Source organism: Gottfriedia luciferensis, assembly GCF_002156865.1.
GTDB classification, from domain to species: Bacteria; Bacillota; Bacilli; order Bacillales; family Bacillaceae_G; genus Gottfriedia; species Gottfriedia luciferensis.
On sequence record NZ_NCTA01000026.1, the window covers coordinates 19,491 to 38,261 of the forward strand.

Below are 18,771 nucleotides of genomic sequence, written 5' to 3' on the forward strand. Positions count from 1 at the left end.
ATAAAATGTAAACAAGTTTTATGAAAATAAAATGAAAATATGTATGAAATTTTGAAGGATTTATTGACAAAATATTCTTAATAAAATAAAAATATGTTGTCTATTCTGAATGATTCGATTAGAATCGAATAAAAGAAAATGGGTGAGTAGATGATAAAGTATCCAATTTTAAGAAGCGGTGCAACAATAGGAGTAACGGCGCCATCATCGGGATTAGAGGATCAGTTTCATGAATTAATGAATCAGTCAATTAGCCGTATGAAAAGAGAAGGCTTTAATGTAGAATGTGGCGATGTACTTTGGACACAGGAAAAGGCTAAATCAGCAAATGCATTCATAAGAGCAAATGAGTTTAATTCAATGATGAATAATGAAACCATTGATTTAATCTTTCCACCATGGGGTGGCGAGCTTGCGATTGAGATTCTAGACAAATTAGAATATGAAAACTACAAAGAAAAATGGATAGTAGGTTATTCAGATACAAGTATTATTTTATTAGCGATTACGCTAATGACCGGAATTGCTACTGCTCACGGGACGAATTTGATTGATTTAAGAGGCGATTATTCCGATGAAACTACGGCAATGTGGCAAAAAGTTTTAGCTACGAAGTCTGGTAGCTCAATTACACAAAATTCATCTGCATTGTATCAAGAAAAATGGGAACACGAAAATCCATCACCATATGTATTTCATCTAAATAAAGAAACAAATTGGAAAACTGTTTCAAATAAAAGCGAAAAAATTCAAGGCAGATTACTTGGCGGCTGTATTGATATTATTAGACATCTTGTTGGGACACCATTTGGTAATGTCCGATTGTTTAGAAGTAAATTCATTGGAACGGAACCAATCATCTGGTACTTTGAAAATTGTCACTTAAAAACAACAGATTTAAGAAGAACATTCGTACAAATGAAATATGCAGGATGGTTTGACAATTGTTCGGGGATATTATTTGGACGTAGTTCTGCAAATGATACTGTGGAAAATTATACGATAGACGATGTGTATAATGAACTTTGTGAAGAATTAGAAATACCGATTATCTACGATATAGATTGCGGGCATGTGCCACCTCAAATAACGTTCATTAATGGTGCATTTGCTGAGGTAGAAGTAACGGACGGAAAAGGTAAAGTGGTACAGTCTTTTATTTAAAGAGATTACGAATTAAATTACTACCAAATAGTTTAGAAAAATAGATTCTAAAAAGCGTTTTTATGAAAAGAACGCTTTTTGTTTTGAAATATAATACAGAAATATTTGATTATTTAGTCTTCAGTGGTATAATTGCATTCTTTCGTCTTAAAAAATGTTTAAAAAGAGAGGATGGGGTTTAGTGGAAATTTTATTAATTCGTCATGGACAATCAGAAGCTGATATTCTAAATGTTCATGAGGGAAGAGCAGATTTTTCTTTAACTGATTTAGGGGTTAAACAAGTTCAAAAAATGGCTGAAAGAGTAAAAAATGATTTTGTACCAGAAATAATTTGGGCAAGTACTTTAAAAAGAGCAAAAGAAACTGCAACAATACTTTCAAAAGTTACAGATTGTGAAATCATATTTGAAGACGATTTAATGGAACATAATAATGGCGTACTAGCGGGTTTATCATTTGAAGATGCTAAGAAAATACCAAGCCCTAAATATCCTCATGAAAGTGTTGAAAATGGAGAGTCTGCAATTGAATTTCGAATGAGAATGGAAATGATTTTTTCGAGAATAGTAGCAAGCTCATCAAACCGAGAAAGAATCGCGATCGTAGCCCATGGCGGTGTAATTCATAATTTAATCCATTCATTTTTTAAAATGCCAATCCATACAGAGTTTGGATTTTTTACTGGAGATACAGGTATCCATTTACTTGAGATAAATGAAAAAGGCAGGTTTGTGCGATTCCTAAATGATACAAGTCATATTAAAAGCCTAGAGTTGGTGTACAATGAAAAATGTTAAAGTAGTTTATGTACTGATCTATGATGAAATAAATAAGACTGTATTAATGGTACAGAATGAAAATCATGTATGGACTTTACCTGGTGGTGCTGTAGAGCAAAATGAAACATTAAAGCAAGCAGCAGTTAGGGAAACGATAGAAGAAACTGGATTGGAAGTTGAAGTAGGCAATATCGTAGCAATTAATGAAGCTTTTTTTCCAGATCGAGGCCATCATGCGGTTATGATCACATTTACAGCAAATATAGTTGGTGGAAATTTAGCAATTCATAATGAAGAGGAAATTTTACAAATAAAATGGTTTGATCTTGAAACTGCAAGTAAGTTAATGCCATACTATAAACTTGGAATACATAGCTTACTAGAGACATCTATACCGTATACATTTCAAGAATGAATAAAATAAGGCAAATTTTAAAAAGAGTCTTCTAAAAAATTAGAGGTACTCTTTTTATTTTTCTTGGTTTTGTTAATGTTGATTGTTAATATTTTTCAAAAGACATTTTCGAAAAAGATTGTATAGAATATAAAGTATAGACTATTTAAAGACATTGATTGGAATGGAAGGTGTTAAGTGCAGGTAAGGCAGGAAAGACAGGGATAAGGAAGGGCTTGAAAAGCTGAGGACGAAAATCCAAGTATAAATAAACTAATGGCTTTTTATATCCTGCCTTAATCCTGCCATTCCTTATACCTGCTCTTAAGAAAACGAGCATCCTGTAACGGAAATCAACCTTCTTTTTTAAAAAAGACATTTTCTTAAAAAAATTTGTATAAGTTCTTAAAAGACTATAACATAGTAATATTATGGCATAATAAAAGAAAGTCAAATTACTAAATAGAATCAGGAGCAATTTAAAAAATGATAATAAGTAATGAACAAGAATTAGAAGCTTTACGAAAAATTGGTCGTATAGTAGCGATAGCGAGAGAAGAAATGAAATCGAGAGCTGTCGCTGGAATGACAACTAAAGAGCTTGATGAAATTGGAAGAAAAGTTTTAGAGGAGCATGGTGCAACATCTGCTCCACAAAAAGAATACGATTTTCCTGGCACTACATGTATTAGTGTAAATGAAGAAGTAGCTCACGGCATCCCAGGAGAACGTGTACTTCAAGAAGGTGACTTAGTAAATATTGATGTATCTGCTGCTTTAGATGGCTTTTATGCAGATACTGGAATCTCTTTCGTAATTGGAAAAGGTGACTTATTAAAAGAAAAGCTTTGTAAGTGTGCTGAAGATGCATTTTGGGCAGCGATGAAAAAAACAAAAGCGGGTTCTAAGCAAAACCAAATAGGTAGAGCAGTATACAATGAAGCAAGCAAGAACGGATTCAATGTAATTGAAAATCTAACCGGTCATGGAATTGGCAAAAGCCTTCATGAAAAGCCGCAGCATATTTTAAACTATTTCGATCCGATGGATAAAGCATTATTAAAAGATGGTCTTGTTTTAGCAGTCGAACCATTTGTTTCTGCAAATGCGGATCATATTATTGAATCAGGGGATGGCTGGACGTTTGTAACACCAGACAAAAGCTTAGTGGCCCAATGTGAACATACTATTGTTGTAACAAAAGGCGAGCCGATCATTTTAACACAACTTGAAGAGTAGAGCTTTTAGACAATAGACAAAGTCCTATTTATCTGATTCAGTCTGAGCGGAGAACTACATGTTCTCCGTTTTTTATTTTTTACCCTTGTTTCTGATAGTTTAATTCCCATGTAAATCCATTTTTATCTTTTACAACTGCGAATTTTGCATTCCAAAACGTTTCTTGAAGTTCCATATGTATTTCGCCATCTTTTGATAATTTTTCATAAATTGAATTTAGCTCTTCTTCAGAGCTCATATCAAGCGCCGTCCAAATGTTATCCCCTTTAACTAATGGTCTAAAAACATCTGCAAAATAGATTACGCAGTTTTCATTAATATGTAATTCAGAATGAATATATTTACCTTCATGTCCTTTAAACATTTCTATCCCATCACTAATTTGTACGTTTTTAATTTCTCCGCCAAATATGTACTGATAGTATTCAAGTGCCTCTTTACAGTTTTCGATATAAATATGTGGTAATAGTTTTTTCATTTTTTTCTCCTCATTTCTGACTTTTTTCTCTTTTAGTTTTAGCATTTTTGATATGTTACATAGAAATTATTAACTGAAAAGTGATCAAATAATAAGTCACAGTTTAAGTATAACCAGATATAATAGGTATTGTGCAAAAAGTTAAAATATTTTATAATTTAGTTAAATTCTGTTCGAAAAGGAGGTGTAGAAAAGATGTTACGTTTTCAAATGGTTTGCGCACAAATGATAGAATTTTTATATTTTTGTCGTGCAAAATTTGCGTTCTTAGCTGTTAACGGGATAGGTCTGTCCTTTTTTAACAATTTAAAAACACAAATAAAACCAAAACGTACTCTTTCCTACAACTTCAATAGATAAAAATGATTGCTTGAAAGCAAGTTTCTATTTGAATGATTATTTAAGCCATGGATGAGTTCAGTTGTCTATGGCTTTTTTCTATGGGACGGTACGGTAATAGAAGGAGAATAATCATGATTGCATGTAGTATAGATAAAATTTCAAAAATGTTTGGCGGAAATTCACTTTTTTCAGAATTAACATTTCAAGTCCATCAAGGAAGCCGAGTTGGTTTAGTCGGTGCAAATGGTAGTGGCAAAACAAGTATATTTAAACTTTTAACCGGGATTGAATCGCCGGACAGTGGAGCAATTCACTTTAAAAAAGGAATGAAGTTAGGGTATTTAGCTCAAATTCCTGTATTTCCTAATGAAATGACAAGTAGAGATGTATTGTTAACAGTTTTTGATGAATTACGAAAAATAGAAAATGAAATGAAGCAATTAGAAATTAAAATGTCCAACACGGTTGATGAACGCACCCTTGAGCTATTGTTAGAAAACTACGGTACATTTCAAGAGAAATTTAGTACGAATGGTGGTTACGAGATGGAGGCCGCCCTCTTGAAAATTGCGAATGGATTAGGCATCAATGATTTGCTTTCGAAAAAATTTGCAGATTTAAGCGGTGGTGAGAAAACAAAAGTAGGTTTAGGAATCGTTCTTTTACAACAACCTGATCTATTGTTACTTGACGAGCCAACGAATCATCTTGATTTATCTGCTATTGAATGGTTAGGGGGGTACTTAAAGGAATACGAAGGAACCATTATTGTTATCTCACATGACCGTTATTTTTTAGATGAAGTAGTTAACCAAATTCTTGAATTAGAGGATGGAGAAATAAACGTATATCACACAAATTATTCTCAATTTGTTATTCAAAAAGAAGAAAGATTATTAAAAGAATTCCAAGCTTATGAAGAGCAACAAAAGAAAATACAAAAAATGAAGGAAACGATTAAGCGTCTAAGAGAATGGGCTAATCAAGCGAATCCACCAAATGCAGGTTTGCATAGACGAGCTAGAAGTATGGAAAAAGCATTAGAGCGTATTGAACGATTAAAGCGTCCTATATTGCAAAAAAAGAAAATGGCATTTCAGTTAGAAGAATCTGGGCGAAGCGGAAAAGATGTTATTATTGCTGAAAATATTTCAAAATCTTTTAAGGACAAAGTTTTATTTAAACAGCTTAACTTTTCATTATATTACGGTGAACGAGCGGTTATTGTAGGAAACAATGGTACTGGTAAATCAACACTATTAAAGATGATATTAGGTCAAACCACCGTGGATGAAGGTAAATTAAAACTTGGCAGTAATGTGAAGATTGGTTACCTATCCCAGCATTATGAACCAATTCATTTAGAACACACAGTATTACAAGAGTTTAGGGAAGAAGTACACGTTACTGAAGGTGAAGCACGTAATATACTAGCAGGGTTTTTATTTTATGGTTATATGGTTTACCGAAAAGTTAGTCAACTAAGTGGGGGAGAGCGAATGAGATTAAGACTTGCTCAACTCATGTATCAAGATATAAATCTATTAATTGTAGATGAGCCTACTAACCATTTGGATATTGAATCTAGGGAAGTTTTAGAAGATGCACTCGAGAATTTTAACGGGACAATTCTATCCGTTTCACATGATCGTTATTTTATAAATAAACTTTTTTCAAAGATTTATTGGTTAGACAACGGATCACTTTTTGAATTTATTGAAGAGTACCAAATTGCAAAAGAAAAAATGGCTATTTTAAGAAGTAAGCGAGAGACTGAGAATGTAGTAATAAAGGCAAGTTCTATTTCTCAACCGTTAAAAAAACCGAAGCCAAAATCTCGTAACATTGAAGACATTGAAAGTGAAATAAACGACGTGGAAGAAAAGATTGCTGAATTGAATAAGTTAATGATGGTTGAAGGTGATCTGGTTAGGCTACAAAAATACCACGAAGAAAAAGAAAAATTAGAATTAAAATGTACAGCGTTATATTTAGAACTTGAAGAATATATAGCTTAATTTTGAATTTTATTCGTTTCTGAAATAGGCAATATCATCAATTATGGCTCTGAATTTAGATAATTATCAAAGTACATGCTCATACTTCCCAAAGGATTAATAAATTATAGTGAAGTTGATTCTATTAGGTGGTGAGCTTATGAGTTATGATCTATTTGAGAGATATCCTGGACCAGGGTATTCACAAGGTCAAGGTCAAGGAACTGGACACGGACAGATGCCAGGACATGGACAGATGCCGGGACACGGACAGATGCCAGGGCACGGACAGATGCCTGGGTACGGACACGGGCAAGTACCAGGGTACGGACACGGGCAAGTACCAGGGTATGGACACGGGCAAGTACCAGGGTATGGACATGGGCAAGTACCAGGGTATGGACATGGGCAAGTACCAGGGTATGGACCAGGATATGGACACGGACATGTACCAGGATATGGAGCGGGATACGGACACGGTTTTCCAGGAACGGGTGGTTATTGGTCAGGGGGATATTATATTTACCAAGGTAGAAGATGGCATTATGTCCCTGGAATTGGATGGGTTATTGTAGCATAAAAAATTATTGAGGCTGATTAAGTTTATTTTAGTCAGCTTTTACATATCGTAAAGAGTGAGAGATCAAAGTGGGAAAAATTGTTTACAATTATCCAATATCTAACAAGCAGCTAACGCCCAATAAACGAAAGACAAAAGCTATAAGTATGGGAGGACCATATTTGTAGCTTTTTTTGTTATTGAGATAAATTTAACAGGGATAAAAATGAAGCTTGAAACGGAAATGATGCTTTTGAACTATGAAATAAGCACGTTCTAATTTTAAGGTTATGATAAAATTAATATCGTAAAAAAGTTTATTTTTTCGAAACAATAGTTGGACTTTAAGAGGGAGTATACATTGGGGTGGCAGAATGATGGGGAAATTAAAATCTCAAACTGGTGAGATTAATAATTCGTTGCTTGAACAATATAAACAAGTCTACGAGATGTACAATCAAGCATCACGTTTAATTAAAGAAGATAATTTAGATAGTGCAGAATTAATATTACAAGAAATATTTAATGAATATAAAGAAATCCAAATTCCAATTGAAATTTATAAAACATATATTTTATTATTGCTCACAAATAAGAAAGAAAAATTGGCTCAACAATTCTTAGGAAATGCGCCTGATGAAATTAAATATGCTGGTGAAATGTTACAAATTCAGCAAAAATATCAATTAACTTTAGATGAAAAACCTCTTAAGACGAAGAAACTTTTATCGACTAAAGTGATTTTTAGTTTGATTGGAGGTTTAGTAATTTGTTTTTCTGTTTTTGGAATCGTAAAGTCCGATTTACTAACGAATAAATCTAATGGTAAAGAAAGTCAACTGCAGAAACAAATTAAAACGCTAGAGGATCAAAATAAAACGATGAAAGCCCAAGTGAATGAAGCGCAAAAAAAGTTAACTGAAAAAGAATCTGATGCGACTAGAAAGAAAGAAAAAATGAAGGCTGATAAAGAGGGAAATGCCGCTACGAACATTTTAAAACCTACAAATGTAGTGGATCAAGCCGTTGCAGCTTACAATAAAGGGCTTGAACTTTTTAAAGCAAAGCAATATGAGGAAGCTATAAAAGAATTTAAGATTAGTTATACATTAGATTCAACGAATTTTAGCAGCGATGATGCATTATATTATTTAATAATGTCTCAGTTAAAGATTAACCCAAAAGTAAATGTTGATTCTTATCTAACTGAATTTATAAACCAATCGAATAAGTCCTTTAAAGATTCTCCATATTATGATGATGTATTAATACTGCAAGCGGAGTCTTTCATTAAGAATCATAAAATTGTAGAGGCAAAAACCATACTCAATGACATCGTTAATCACTATGGTAAAGAATGGACTGCAAATAAAGCGAAAACATTACTAAAGAACTTAAAAGAGTAGCCTCAGTAACCTTTTCGTAGTCTAGAAATAAAAATACCAGTCGTCCAAAAGAGTTTTTTGGAAAACTGATATTTAGAGCAGGAAAGGCAGGGAAGGTAAGGGAAATCATATAGGACAGGAATACTGAAATCAATAAAATTCTCTATTGTCTTTTAATCTTTCTTCCTTTCTCCTTGAACCTGCTTTTCCTAGTTCCTGTTCTTAAGAACATTCTGTAACGGAAGCCTTCAACATTGTTTTTTTTTTACAGTCTAATTTTTTTCTACTCCAAAAATAATTCCGCTTTGTTTTCTAGCAGTTTCAGTTACTGTTAATACAAGCTTACTAAGCTCTCTTAAGTTTTCATATTCAGCTTGATTTGATTGTCTAATAATTTGAGTAATATTTTTGATTTCATATAGCATATCATTTTGTACTTGGTTAACTTCTAATGACTCAGCTTGTTTTGTTTTATGGTGAATGAATGTAATTTTTGATAGTGGTGATGGTTTATCAAGAACGAAAGATCCAACCTCACCAGAAATCTCACTTTCTATATATGATTGGGAGATTTTAGAGCATTGAATGCTACATGTAAAGTTTTCATAATTTAAGACTAGAGTCCCGCTACCATCAATACCAGTACGTAGTTTTACTGGTGTATAGTTTACAGACGTTGGTTTTCCGAATAAGCCTATCGCTATGTAAAGTGGATAAACACCTAAATCTACTAAAGCCCCTCCAGAAAACTCAGGAGAAAATACATTTGGATTTTCGCCACTTAGGAATGAATCATACTTAGAAGAATATTGTAGGTAATGAAGATTTGCACTTCTAATTTGTCCGATTTTTTTTAGATTTTCCTTCAAAATCGTAAAGTTTGGGGAGTGGTAGTTTCTTATTGCTTCAAATAAATAAACTCCATTTTCTTCTGCGATTTTAAATGCGTGATCTAGTTCCTTTGTAGTCGAGAAGATTGGTTTTTCACATATGACGTGTTTCTTATTTTTCATTAATAAGATCGTTTGTTCATAGTGAAGTGAGTTTGGTGATGCTATGTATACTACTTCAACTTCAGAGCTTGTAGCTAATTCTTCAATATTCGAATAATAGATTGGTGCATCATGCTTTGCAGCAAATGCCTTTGCAGTTTCTGCATTTCTTGAATAGACAGCTGTTAAAGTAAGTAATTGACTATCTTTGGAAGCTTCGATAAAACTTTCTGTAATCCAGCTAGTTCCAATTGTACCTAATTTCATTTAGTTTCAACTCCTATATTCTTAGTTAACTTTATCTTTACAATCCTAATCGAAACATATGATAAAATAAAGTAAAATACACCGAAGGAAGTGACATTTTTATGAAGAAAATTTGTGTTTATGCAGGTTCAAATCTTGGGAATAGAGAGTCATATAGTGTTCAAGCAAAAAAACTAGGTGAACTTTTTGCTAGAAATAATATAGATTTAATATACGGTGGATCTAGACTTGGGATTATGGCAGAGATTGCAAATGAAGCTTTAAAACAAGGTGGAAATGTCATAGGTATTATGCCAGGTGGATTATTTCGTGGAGAAGTAGCACATAAAGGTTTAACACAATTTATTGAAACAGAATCAATGCACGAACGTAAAGCATTGATGAACGAGATGTCAGATGGATTTATCGCGCTACCTGGTGGAATTGGAACATTTGATGAATTATTTGAAATTATTTGTTGGGCTCAAATCGGAATCCACCATAAGCCTATTGGTTTATTAAATGTTGATAACTTTTTTAATCCTGTTTTAGATTTACTTAAACATGCAGTAAATGAAGGATTTATGAATGAAAACACATTATCTTTATTTGTCATGGCAGAAAATGCAGAGGACTTATTAAAACGAATGCAGGACTACACACCGCCAGTTATGCAAAATAAATGGAAACAACTTGAAGGTAAATAAAAAAGACGTTAAGTTTTTTAACGTCTTAGTGTGTAGATAGAGTCACATAAATCAGATTATCAGACTGATTGAAAACGTTTGTCTTTCGAGGCGCGAAGCTTGGCGAGGAGCGGAGTTACCATAGACGGGGTAATGAGCACCGCAGGCAGGCGAAGCATCGAAGAAAGCGAGCGTTTGTCAACAGTCTGAACGTCTGCTTTTTTTTATTATGCTGGATTAATAATATCTGTATCAGAGATACCAATTGTTGTGAAAAACTGTTCAGTAATGTTTCCGTCAGCGTCTTTAATTACGACTTTTAAACGGGTATTTTTTGGTAAACTATTATATGAAATTGAAGCTTTTCCATTACTATTTGCTGCGGAAGAACCTAATAGAAGATTACCATTATAAACTTCAACCGTTTGGTTACTATACGTTTGAACTTTTATATTTGTACGTGCAGTATGAATTGCTTTTGAATGACTTAACACTAAGAATGAATATTCCGGTGCATTTTCAATTTTAGTTTGAGTGCTTCCTTTGTATTCAATCACGCCATTATCTGTGTATTCACGTACTGTTTGATTGCCTGCTTGGTCATAGATTGAGAGTCTCTTAATTTTATATGTACCTTCATGGAAGTTTTGATAAATATTCATTTCAGAAGACCATGTATTATTATCGATTTGATTAAAATCGTAGCCATAAACTGAATCTCCAAATTCATTTTCGAACATAACTTCCATTCCGCTAACTCCTGATCCCAAATCCTTTGCATTTATTTGAACATTCATTTGAGTATCTGTCTGTTTAACGACTTTTGTTGGTAAGATTAATCGCTTAAATTCTGGAGCGATAATATCTTCATGCACATTCGTTAATTTAATCAAATTTGTACCTACAACCGGTATATCCTTTGCTTGTAAATACGTAATATTATCAGCGTTATCTGTCGCATATGCAGAAATTAATTGATATTCACCTGATGCAAAATAATAAGGAATTGTTAATTCGCACTCATAAATGGAGTCTATATCAGTTTTTTTGCACTCTAATGGAACACCAGATGAATCTTCCCCGCGGTCAATCCCGAAAGTGAGACCAATTTCAGAAACACCAGTAAGATTATCAGTTACTTTAACTTTTATTTTGTTAGATTCATCAGCTGTCATTTCACTTTTTTCAATTTCAACTGTTTGGAAAACCGGACCATCAATATCTTCATTTTCTGAATGAACTAAAAATGTTGAGAAATTTTCGGGATAAGACTCGTATGTATTGATAGATAACTGATTTCCTTTTTGATCCCAAACATTTACATATTCTACTTTCCATTGACCATTTTCAGTATATGCTGGAATATCGAAGCTATTTTCCCATAAACCATTTGAGTTTTCGTGGAAGTCGTATAGTTCGATACGTTTTTTACCAGAAGGACTAATTAATCCCATTGTAACGCTGCTTATTCCAGACTCATCTTGCGTATCAACAAAGACTGTATTCGTTTCTCCAGCATTTGCTTCAGCTTTATCAAACGTAATTGAATGAATTGTAGGGTTGGTCGTATCTTTTGTACCTTGAATGACTTCAAAATTGTAATTTTCTATGTTAGGAATATCTTCTTTTGTTAGAAAGATATGATTTTCTCCGTCATCTTTTAATTCTATTGATTCTAAAGTCCAAGAACCGATATCATCTTGGTTATAAAAAGTAATGTCTTTACTGTAATGGTACATTGTATCCGTATTAAATAGATTGATAGGATAAAGTTCACCATTTGGTTTTTTATAAGTTAATATAGCATCTGTTAAAAAATAAGGTGAACCAGTTTGTTCTAAATTAAACTCTAATTGATCTTCTAAACCTACTTGTTTACTACTTAATGTTAAACTGTCGAAACTAGGTGGAGGATCGCCCTCATATGCTAGTGCCTTATTCATTGGAATGATTAGTGATATTAGCAAAAATACTAAAGTCACGTATGACAATAATTTTTTCATCTGCTTGCTCCTCGTAGTTATTTGAATTGCCAAATAATATTATACTTTAATGTTTTTTTAATTTTAATAGTCTATTTACACTAAAAAGCTCATTGAGTAAGAGAATAAACCTCTTTCCCAATGAGCTTTTTAACCTTGTTTATTTTTATTTTTAAACCATTTTGCAGGATTCATTTTTTGACGATAATTAGTCATAACATCTTTACCAACAAATATTCCACCAATCCAAAACATACCTTCTCCAAGAATAACAAATAGAGCAATCAGTCCAGCTTTTAAACCACCTGAAACAGGTAAAAAGGGTAAAGTGAAGATTAATAAATATGGAATAAATGAGCCAAATACTAAGTAATATGGTATTCTTTTCATAAAGTTCTCCTTTCAATTCCTTTCATGAGAATAGCATTAATTATTCAGAAAAGGAAGAGGAAAACGTAAAAGGTACCTAGAGATTACTCAAAAAATAGGAGGTCTCAAGATGAAAGAAGATATTGTTCTTGAACTAAATAATATAAATAAAACAATTAAAGATCAACAAATCATAAAAGATATTAGTTTTGAATTATATAAAGGTGAGGTCTTAGGTTTATTAGGTCCAAATGGGTCAGGAAAAACTACGACAATGCGGATGATTGTTGGACTAATGGGGATTACTAGTGGCGAAATTTATATTAAAGGCCATTCAATAAAGAATAACTTTAAAGAGTCTATTAAACATATTGGCGCTATGATTGAAACACCTGCTTTTTATCCATTTTATAGTGGTTACAAAAATCTAATGTACTTCTCACGAATGTTAGAAGGGGTATCCAAAGAAAGAGTTCTAGAAGTAATCGATTTACTTGGACTTTCGAACGCTATACATAAAAAGTTTTCAACTTATTCATTAGGAATGAAACAGAGATTAGGAATTGCACAAGCGTTATTACATAATCCTTCCATTTTAATTTTAGATGAACCGACAAATGGGTTAGATCCAGCTGGAGTAAGGGAAATAAGAGATTATTTAAAACGCATTGCTGAAGTCGAACAAACAGCAATTTTATTATCTAGTCATTTATTATCAGAAATCGAATTAATTTGCGACCGTGCAATTATTATTCAAAATGGTCAGTTTGTTGAAGCAATTGAGATGAGCGATAAAATTGGAGAAAAATTATTTATAGAAGTAGTTGTTAAAAATATTCAAGATTTTGAAAGTAGTTTTTCTGAATCAAAAATGAACTACACGTTCGAAATGATCGATAATCGTACAATTGTATTTGAAATTGATGAAGAAGATATCCCATTATTAATGAAAGATTTGATTATGGCAGGAATCGAGGTTTATTATGTAACGCGTAAGAAAGAGCGTCTAGAAGATTTGTTCATTCAATTGACAGGAGGAAATGTCATTGAGTAATTTTATCCATTTAATCGATAACGAACTACGTAAAATTTTTGTCCAAAAATCATTTATCATTTCGTTAATCATTCTATTAATTCCTATTATTATATTAGGGAGATGGGATCACGTAGAAAAGGAAAGAGGTACTACCAAAGCAGAAAATTGGAGAACAGAACTGAAAGCAGAAAATAAAAAAATTGAGGAGATCTTAGCTGAACAAGATTCATCTAATTTACCTGCTTTTGCAAAAGAACAAAAAGAACAATATGAGATCAATAATTATCGACTTGAACATAATATCTCGCCAATTCAACAGCATACAGTTTTAGACTTTATGAAAAAAGGTGCAGCAATAACTAATTTTATTGGAATACTACTCATTTATTTTGCGAGTAATATGATGTCTAAAGAACACCAATGGAAAACAATTAATTTCTTATTAGTAAAACCATCAACTAGAAGAGCAATCTATTATGCTAAATTTATCAGTCTAGCAATTTTATATTTTATTTTTTCTTTTGCAATTATTATCTATTCCTTCATTATAGGAAGCGTTATAAACAGTTTTAATTTTACCACTCAACCGATCTTACTTTTTGTGAATAACCACGTAGTTGAACAAGGTATATTACCAAGTTTAATGAACGATTATTTAATTAATTTTTTACCGTATTTATTTTTTGTAGCAGTTGCTTATTTCTTGTCAACAGTCTTAAGAACAAGCAGTATTTCTTTGCTAATAAGCATAATCTTACTTGCTACATCCGATGTAATTGCAACATTATTAAGAACAAAAAGTTGGTCTAAGTTTTTACCATTTATGCATACTGACTTAACGGTTTACACAAAGGGGATCAATATTGAAAATGGCATGAGAATTGAATTCTCAATCACCATACTTGTAATTTATACTCTGCTATTCCTGATTACAGCTGGGGAACTCTTTAAGAAAAGAGACGTGTAATGGCAGGGAAAGCAGGGAAGCAGGAAAGGCAGGAAAGGAGTTACTTAGAGGAGAGTCAAAGTCTTTTTATGTTCTTCTTGATCCTGCCTCTCCTTTTTCCGGCTCTTTAGGAAATCGAGCGGTCTTTAAAAAGTGTTTTCTTAATATGAATCTAGAATTGCCACATACAATCTTTGAATTTCTGATTTATACTCCTTACCTTAATCCTTTTTAATAATTGCACCATAAGGTATCGTATTTGTTGAATTTGTTTTGTAAATCGAGCAGACGTTTACTTCTGCTTCTTTGTTATATTCCCATTTCAAACATGCGTTTTTATTGTATTGTGTTGTTGAGTCAGTTGTAAAAAAAATCGTAAAGAGACTAAAAATTGTAAATCCACCAATTAGTCCACGTTTAATTTCATCTGAGTATTCCTTTATCCATAAAATTGTTCGGCTCATAGTATCCTCCTAAATAAAATATAGGTAATTCATTTTATGTTTGAATAAAGTAGGATAATACTAATCTATGGATAAGTTTGTCTAGAAGAATTTACCAAAAAAAAGAAAGCCTCTTTGCAAAATCAAAGAAGCTTTCTTTTTCTTTTCCTAAACGTTTATCCACTCATATCTTACTTCTACCATTCCGTTTTCATATATTTTATGAGCTTGTAAGGTAAGTTGTTGATCTTTTTCAATATCTTGGAACAAAGGAATGCCACTTCCAATAATAGTTGGTTGAACAAATAAGATTAATTCGTCAATGAGTCGGTTTTTTAAGAAGAATTTAGTTAGTTCAGCTCCACCTACTAGCCAAATATCTTTACCGTCTACTTTTTTTAAGTTTTCAATAAAAGGCATAATGTCAGTTGAGATAAACTCTACATTTACATCATTTTCTTTCTGTTTTGTAGTGAAAACATATGATTTTTTATCCTTATAAGGATATTCGCCAAATGTAAGAACCTTATCATATGTTTTTCTTCCCATTAATACTGTATCGATCTTTTGGATAAACTCATTGTAACCGTAGTCCATCTCACTTGGATCAAAAAGCCAATCGATCTCTCCGTTTTCTCGTGCGATAAAACCATCTAGACTTGTGGCGATATACAAGATTATATTTCTAGCCATAATTAGTCCTCCTGTTTTAATAATCCATATAAGAATATATTCATAATTTCATCAATTACTTCTTTTTGTTGGATATATTGTGAGGTGGTCGAATCCATATTTAGAAAAGCTTGGCTTAATACTTGAATATAAATTAGTAATGTTTGATTTTGAATCTCGTTTCGAACTAAACCGAGAGAACGTCCTTCGTCGATTAGTGAAGTGAGTAATTTGAATGATTTATTTTTCGTAAAGTCTAATACAATCCCTTGGAGTTCAGGATCCTTTTGCATTAACGCTGTAAACATTTCTAGATTCATAATCTCAAGTCCGTTTTTCTTACGAATAAATAGCTCTTTAATTTTTTCATTAAATGGAATGTCACTTGAAAATACTTGCTTTAATTCCTCAAATTGTTGATCCATTAATCGAATAATTGCGGCCTTCAGTAATGCTTCTTTACTTCCATAATAGTTATAAATTGATACCTGAGAAACATTAGCTAATTTGGCAATATCTGCAATTTTTATATCATTTAGTGGTCGCGATAATAATTTAACCGTACTTAATTCAATGTTTTCCATTTTCTGTAGAGTTCTTTTTTTGTAGCCGTCCAATTTAAATACCCCCGTCAATATCTATACAATAGTATATCATGTTTTGAAATATTTTATTAAAAATATTTCAAAATGTATTCTCATTTTCAGTGTTGAGGTATATACTAGTTTTGTAATAATCATATTGGTATATTTCAAAACAATGCGGGAGGTTCACTTATGTATGCAATTGAAATTAACAATTTAACAAAGACCTACGGCAATTCAAGAGGGATTAATGACATTAGTTTTAAAATAGAAGAAGGTGAAATTTTTGGGTTTATCGGACCAAATGGAGCTGGTAAATCTACAACGATTCGAACTTTACTATCTTTAATATATCCAACTAGTGGGAGTGCAAAAATATTTGGAAAAGACTGTATTCAGTTTGCTCCAGAAATAAAAAAAGATATCGGTTATTTACCATCAGAAGTTTTTTATTATGACAATATGAAAGTGCAGGATTTGTTAAAATACTCAGCTAGTTTTTATAAAAAAGATTGTACAAAAAGAATAAAAGAGTTAGCAGAAATAATGGATCTCGATTTAACAAAGAAAATTGATGACTTATCTTTAGGAAATAAAAAGAAGGTAGGGATTGTTCAAGGATTACTTCATGAACCGAAATTAATCATCTTGGATGAACCTACGAGTGGCCTGGACCCATTAATGCAACAAAGATTTTTTGATTTGCTTGAAGAGGAAAATAAAAAAGGAGCTACAATTTTATTTTCATCTCATATTTTAAGTGAAGTTCAGCGTTTATGTGATCGAGTGGCAATCATTAAAGAGGGAAAAATTGTAACCGTCGAAAAAATTAGTACATTACAAGAAAACAATTATAAGCGTTTTAAAATTGATATTCAAAATGGATTAGATCCTAAGTTCTTCAATATGCCTGGTGTTAACAATATTGAAGTAGAGGATAAGTCCATAAGCTTTTTATTTAAAGGGAATATAAATAATGTTTTAAAAAAAATAGCAGAAATTGAAATTGAAAATTTATGGATTGAAGAGCCAGACCTGGAGGAAATTTTCTTACATTATTACGAAAAGGAGGCCTAATAAGCTATGAATATATTTTTACATGAATTAAAAGCTTATCGGAAATCCACTCTCATTTGGACTGTATCTTTAATGGCGGTTGCAGTTTTTTTCTTATCACTTTTTCCAGCTATAGCAAAGGACTATGCCGGATTTTCTAAAGTGTTAGAAGGTTATCCTGAGGGAGTGAGAAAAGCACTTGGACTTGAAATAGAAAGCTTTGGAACTGTTTTGGGGTTTTATTCCTATGTGTTTATCTATATAACTCTTTGTGGTGCAATCCAAGCTATGATTTTAGGGACTTCAATCGTTTCGAAAGAAGTACGTGAAAAAACAGCAGATTTTTTATTAACAAAACCAGTAACTCGCACAAAAGTAATGAGTTCTAAAATTTTAGCAGGAATTGTCTCATTATTGATTACAAATATATTCTATCTAGCTGCAGCTAGTATAATGGCGGAGCATGTAAAAACAGCGGATTTTAGTATTAAGCAATTCATATTAATCTCGTTTTCTCTGTTTATCATCCAGTTACTATTTTTTGGAATTGGTGTTTTAATTTCGGTAGTATTTCCAAAAATAAAAGCAGTTTTATCAGTATCGCTTGGTACAGTATTCGGATTCTTTGTAATTGGTATGGTAGTATCGACGGGTTCAAGCAATGCCGAGCGGTTTTTATCACCTTTTAAATACTTTGATCCAAAATATATAATTGCTCACTCAAAATTCGAGATCCAATATTTAATTGTTGCAGTTGGAATTATTGTTGTGTCAATCATTGCAAGTTACGTAATTTATACAAAAAATGATATTCATGCAGTTTGATTTCAAGGAAAGGGAGGGTGAAAATGAATATTTTTATGAGGGAAATGAGAACGTATCGAAAATCGATTATTTTCTGGTGCATCGGGATCATTTTTTTAGTTGGAACTGGAATGGCAAAGTATAAAGCAACAGCCTCGAACGGACAAATTACTGAGTTATTTCATCAAATGCCAAAATCACTTCAAGCAATTATGGGCTCAGGTGCATTAGATTTATCAAAAGCGAGCGGCTACTTTGGCATTTTAGTTTTATATTTATTTTTAATGGCGACAATACATGCAGCTATGATAGGTTCAAATATAATTGCAAAAGAAGAACGAGATAAGACTGCTGAATTTTTATTTGTAAAACCTATTTCGAGAATAATTACTCATAGAATTTCAGCTGTCCACAATAAAAATGGGGAAATCTCATATAAAACGAAAGGAGATAACAACGATGCCCCAGACTTGTGGACTGTTTATCCACAAAATATTATAGGAAACTATTCAAATTTTACGATACCTTACGTTGGTTATGCATTAAATTTTGTAAGCTCTAAAACTGGTTCAGCACTATTATTAGTCGTTCCAGGTATTCTCTTAACTTTATCAGC

At 32.3% G+C, this 18,771-nt stretch carries 21 protein-coding genes; 14 read left to right on the plus strand and 7 right to left on the minus strand.

What is annotated here, in order from left to right; genetic code table 11:
• Positions 1-150: 150 nt before the first annotated feature.
• The 4 genes from B7R67_RS15470 to map all read left to right on the plus strand — a co-directional run bounded on the left by B7R67_RS15470 (position 151) and on the right by map (position 3,578).
• Positions 151-1,164, plus strand: a complete 1,014-nt coding sequence (locus tag B7R67_RS15470) for a S66 family peptidase (protein ID WP_088071889.1) — start codon at positions 151-153, stop codon at positions 1,162-1,164.
• Positions 1,165-1,345: 181 nt separating this feature from the next.
• The gene (locus B7R67_RS15475) at positions 1,346-1,963 is read left to right on the plus strand and encodes a histidine phosphatase family protein (RefSeq protein ID WP_088071890.1); all 618 of its coding nucleotides are present in this window, start codon (positions 1,346-1,348) and stop codon (positions 1,961-1,963) included.
• The gene (locus tag B7R67_RS15480) at positions 1,950-2,360 is read left to right on the plus strand and encodes an NUDIX hydrolase (protein WP_088071891.1); all 411 of its coding nucleotides are present in this window, start codon (positions 1,950-1,952) and stop codon (positions 2,358-2,360) included. The genes B7R67_RS15475 and B7R67_RS15480 overlap by 14 nt, the downstream gene beginning before the upstream one ends.
• A gap of 465 nt (positions 2,361-2,825) precedes the next feature.
• Positions 2,826-3,578: a type I methionyl aminopeptidase gene (gene map / locus B7R67_RS15485; protein WP_088071892.1), complete on the plus strand. Its 753-nt coding sequence runs from the start codon at positions 2,826-2,828 to the stop codon at positions 3,576-3,578.
• 79 nt (positions 3,579-3,657) lie between these two features.
• Here map and B7R67_RS15490 read toward each other — a convergent pair whose 3' ends face one another.
• A complete protein-coding gene (locus B7R67_RS15490; protein ID WP_088071893.1) occupies positions 3,658-4,056 on the minus strand; it encodes a VOC family protein in 399 nt (132 codons plus the stop codon).
• Positions 4,057-4,281: 225 nt separating this feature from the next.
• On the opposite strand from B7R67_RS15490, the gene B7R67_RS22765 reads away from it, so the two are divergent.
• The 4 genes from B7R67_RS22765 (at position 4,282) to B7R67_RS15505 (ending at position 8,360) form a co-directional block, all read left to right on the plus strand.
• Positions 4,282-4,416, plus strand: coding sequence for an RAxF-45 family protein (locus B7R67_RS22765; protein WP_328587379.1), 135 nt, complete (start codon positions 4,282-4,284; stop codon positions 4,414-4,416).
• A 113-nt stretch (positions 4,417-4,529) separates the two neighbouring features.
• On the plus strand, positions 4,530-6,416 hold the full coding sequence (gene abc-f / locus B7R67_RS15495; protein ID WP_088071894.1) for a ribosomal protection-like ABC-F family protein: 1,887 nt from the start codon (positions 4,530-4,532) through the stop codon (positions 6,414-6,416).
• Between the two features lie 139 nt (positions 6,417-6,555).
• Positions 6,556-6,975, plus strand: a complete 420-nt coding sequence (locus B7R67_RS22770; RefSeq protein ID WP_088071895.1) for a hypothetical protein — start codon at positions 6,556-6,558, stop codon at positions 6,973-6,975.
• Positions 6,976-7,331: 356 nt separating this feature from the next.
• Positions 7,332-8,360 carry a tetratricopeptide repeat protein gene (locus B7R67_RS15505; protein WP_088071896.1) on the plus strand — a complete coding sequence of 343 codons (1,029 nt, stop codon included), beginning with the start codon at positions 7,332-7,334 and terminating at the stop codon, positions 8,358-8,360.
• A gap of 251 nt (positions 8,361-8,611) precedes the next feature.
• Here the strand turns inward: B7R67_RS15505 and B7R67_RS15510 are convergent, their stop codons facing one another.
• On the minus strand, positions 8,612-9,598 hold the full coding sequence (locus B7R67_RS15510) for a Gfo/Idh/MocA family protein (RefSeq protein WP_088071897.1): 987 nt from the start codon (positions 9,596-9,598) through the stop codon (positions 8,612-8,614).
• Positions 9,599-9,699: 101 nt separating this feature from the next.
• On the opposite strand from B7R67_RS15510, the gene B7R67_RS15515 reads away from it, so the two are divergent.
• Entirely contained in the window at positions 9,700-10,284 is a 585-nt protein-coding gene (locus B7R67_RS15515; RefSeq protein ID WP_088071898.1) for an LOG family protein, read from the plus strand.
• Positions 10,285-10,490: 206 nt separating this feature from the next.
• On the opposite strand, the gene B7R67_RS15520 is transcribed toward B7R67_RS15515, so the two are convergent.
• Positions 10,491-12,266 carry an Ig-like domain-containing protein gene (locus B7R67_RS15520; RefSeq protein WP_088071899.1) on the minus strand — a complete coding sequence of 592 codons (1,776 nt, stop codon included), beginning with the start codon at positions 12,264-12,266 and terminating at the stop codon, positions 10,491-10,493.
• 129 nt (positions 12,267-12,395) lie between these two features.
• Positions 12,396-12,635 (minus strand): transporter suffix domain-containing protein, encoded by a 240-nt coding sequence (locus B7R67_RS15525; protein ID WP_088071900.1) that lies wholly within the window; start codon positions 12,633-12,635, stop codon positions 12,396-12,398.
• 109 nt (positions 12,636-12,744) lie between these two features.
• On the opposite strand from B7R67_RS15525, the gene B7R67_RS15530 reads away from it, so the two are divergent.
• Positions 12,745-13,668, plus strand: a complete 924-nt coding sequence (locus tag B7R67_RS15530) for an ABC transporter ATP-binding protein (protein WP_088071901.1) — start codon at positions 12,745-12,747, stop codon at positions 13,666-13,668.
• Positions 13,661-14,617 carry an ABC transporter permease gene (locus B7R67_RS15535; RefSeq protein ID WP_158095128.1) on the plus strand — a complete coding sequence of 319 codons (957 nt, stop codon included), beginning with the start codon at positions 13,661-13,663 and terminating at the stop codon, positions 14,615-14,617. Before B7R67_RS15530 ends, B7R67_RS15535 begins: the two co-directional genes overlap by 8 nt.
• A gap of 200 nt (positions 14,618-14,817) precedes the next feature.
• On the opposite strand, the gene B7R67_RS15540 is transcribed toward B7R67_RS15535, so the two are convergent.
• The 3 genes from B7R67_RS15540 to B7R67_RS15550 all read right to left on the minus strand — a co-directional run bounded on the left by B7R67_RS15540 (position 14,818) and on the right by B7R67_RS15550 (position 16,328).
• A complete protein-coding gene (locus B7R67_RS15540; RefSeq protein ID WP_088071903.1) occupies positions 14,818-15,060 on the minus strand; it encodes a hypothetical protein in 243 nt (80 codons plus the stop codon).
• 147 nt (positions 15,061-15,207) lie between these two features.
• Positions 15,208-15,732 (minus strand): dihydrofolate reductase family protein, encoded by a 525-nt coding sequence (locus tag B7R67_RS15545; RefSeq protein ID WP_088071904.1) that lies wholly within the window; start codon positions 15,730-15,732, stop codon positions 15,208-15,210.
• Between the two features lie 2 nt (positions 15,733-15,734).
• Positions 15,735-16,328: a TetR/AcrR family transcriptional regulator gene (locus tag B7R67_RS15550; RefSeq protein WP_088071905.1), complete on the minus strand. Its 594-nt coding sequence runs from the start codon at positions 16,326-16,328 to the stop codon at positions 15,735-15,737.
• Between the two features lie 159 nt (positions 16,329-16,487).
• Here B7R67_RS15550 and B7R67_RS15555 point away from each other — a divergent pair, with 159 nt between their 5' ends.
• From B7R67_RS15555 to B7R67_RS15565, 3 genes are all read left to right on the plus strand, one after another.
• Positions 16,488-17,372 (plus strand): ABC transporter ATP-binding protein, encoded by an 885-nt coding sequence (locus tag B7R67_RS15555; RefSeq protein ID WP_088071906.1) that lies wholly within the window; start codon positions 16,488-16,490, stop codon positions 17,370-17,372.
• A 6-nt stretch (positions 17,373-17,378) separates the two neighbouring features.
• A complete protein-coding gene (locus B7R67_RS15560; protein WP_088071907.1) occupies positions 17,379-18,176 on the plus strand; it encodes an ABC transporter permease subunit in 798 nt (265 codons plus the stop codon).
• A 23-nt stretch (positions 18,177-18,199) separates the two neighbouring features.
• A partial coding sequence (locus B7R67_RS15565) for a signal peptidase I (protein ID WP_088071908.1) occupies positions 18,200-18,771 on the plus strand: 572 nt, incomplete at its 3' end.

Bases quoted from the DNA above. Each gene is read 5' to 3' on its own strand.
- B7R67_RS15490 (WP_088071893.1), bottom strand. From the start codon at position 4,056: ATGAAAAAACTATTACCACATATTTATATCGAAAACTGTAAAGAGGCA.
- B7R67_RS15540 (WP_088071903.1), bottom strand. From the start codon at position 15,060: ATGAGCCGAACAATTTTATGGATAAAGGAATACTCAGATGAAATTAAA.
- B7R67_RS15480 (WP_088071891.1), top strand. From the start codon at position 1,950: ATGAAAAATGTTAAAGTAGTTTATGTACTGATCTATGATGAAATAAAT.
- B7R67_RS15505 (WP_088071896.1), top strand. From the start codon at position 7,332: ATGGGGAAATTAAAATCTCAAACTGGTGAGATTAATAATTCGTTGCTT.
- B7R67_RS15560 (WP_088071907.1), top strand. From the start codon at position 17,379: ATGAATATATTTTTACATGAATTAAAAGCTTATCGGAAATCCACTCTC.
- B7R67_RS15545 (WP_088071904.1), bottom strand. From the start codon at position 15,732: ATGGCTAGAAATATAATCTTGTATATCGCCACAAGTCTAGATGGTTTT.
- B7R67_RS22765 (WP_328587379.1), top strand. From the start codon at position 4,282: ATGATAGAATTTTTATATTTTTGTCGTGCAAAATTTGCGTTCTTAGCT.
- abc-f (WP_088071894.1), top strand. From the start codon at position 4,530: ATGATTGCATGTAGTATAGATAAAATTTCAAAAATGTTTGGCGGAAAT.
- B7R67_RS15530 (WP_088071901.1), top strand. From the start codon at position 12,745: ATGAAAGAAGATATTGTTCTTGAACTAAATAATATAAATAAAACAATT.
- B7R67_RS15510 (WP_088071897.1), bottom strand. From the start codon at position 9,598: ATGAAATTAGGTACAATTGGAACTAGCTGGATTACAGAAAGTTTTATC.
- B7R67_RS15515 (WP_088071898.1), top strand. From the start codon at position 9,700: ATGAAGAAAATTTGTGTTTATGCAGGTTCAAATCTTGGGAATAGAGAG.
- B7R67_RS15520 (WP_088071899.1), bottom strand. From the start codon at position 12,266: ATGAAAAAATTATTGTCATACGTGACTTTAGTATTTTTGCTAATATCA.
- B7R67_RS22770 (WP_088071895.1), top strand. From the start codon at position 6,556: ATGAGTTATGATCTATTTGAGAGATATCCTGGACCAGGGTATTCACAA.
- B7R67_RS15525 (WP_088071900.1), bottom strand. From the start codon at position 12,635: ATGAAAAGAATACCATATTACTTAGTATTTGGCTCATTTATTCCATAT.
- B7R67_RS15470 (WP_088071889.1), top strand. From the start codon at position 151: ATGATAAAGTATCCAATTTTAAGAAGCGGTGCAACAATAGGAGTAACG.
- map (WP_088071892.1), top strand. From the start codon at position 2,826: ATGATAATAAGTAATGAACAAGAATTAGAAGCTTTACGAAAAATTGGT.
- B7R67_RS15555 (WP_088071906.1), top strand. From the start codon at position 16,488: ATGTATGCAATTGAAATTAACAATTTAACAAAGACCTACGGCAATTCA.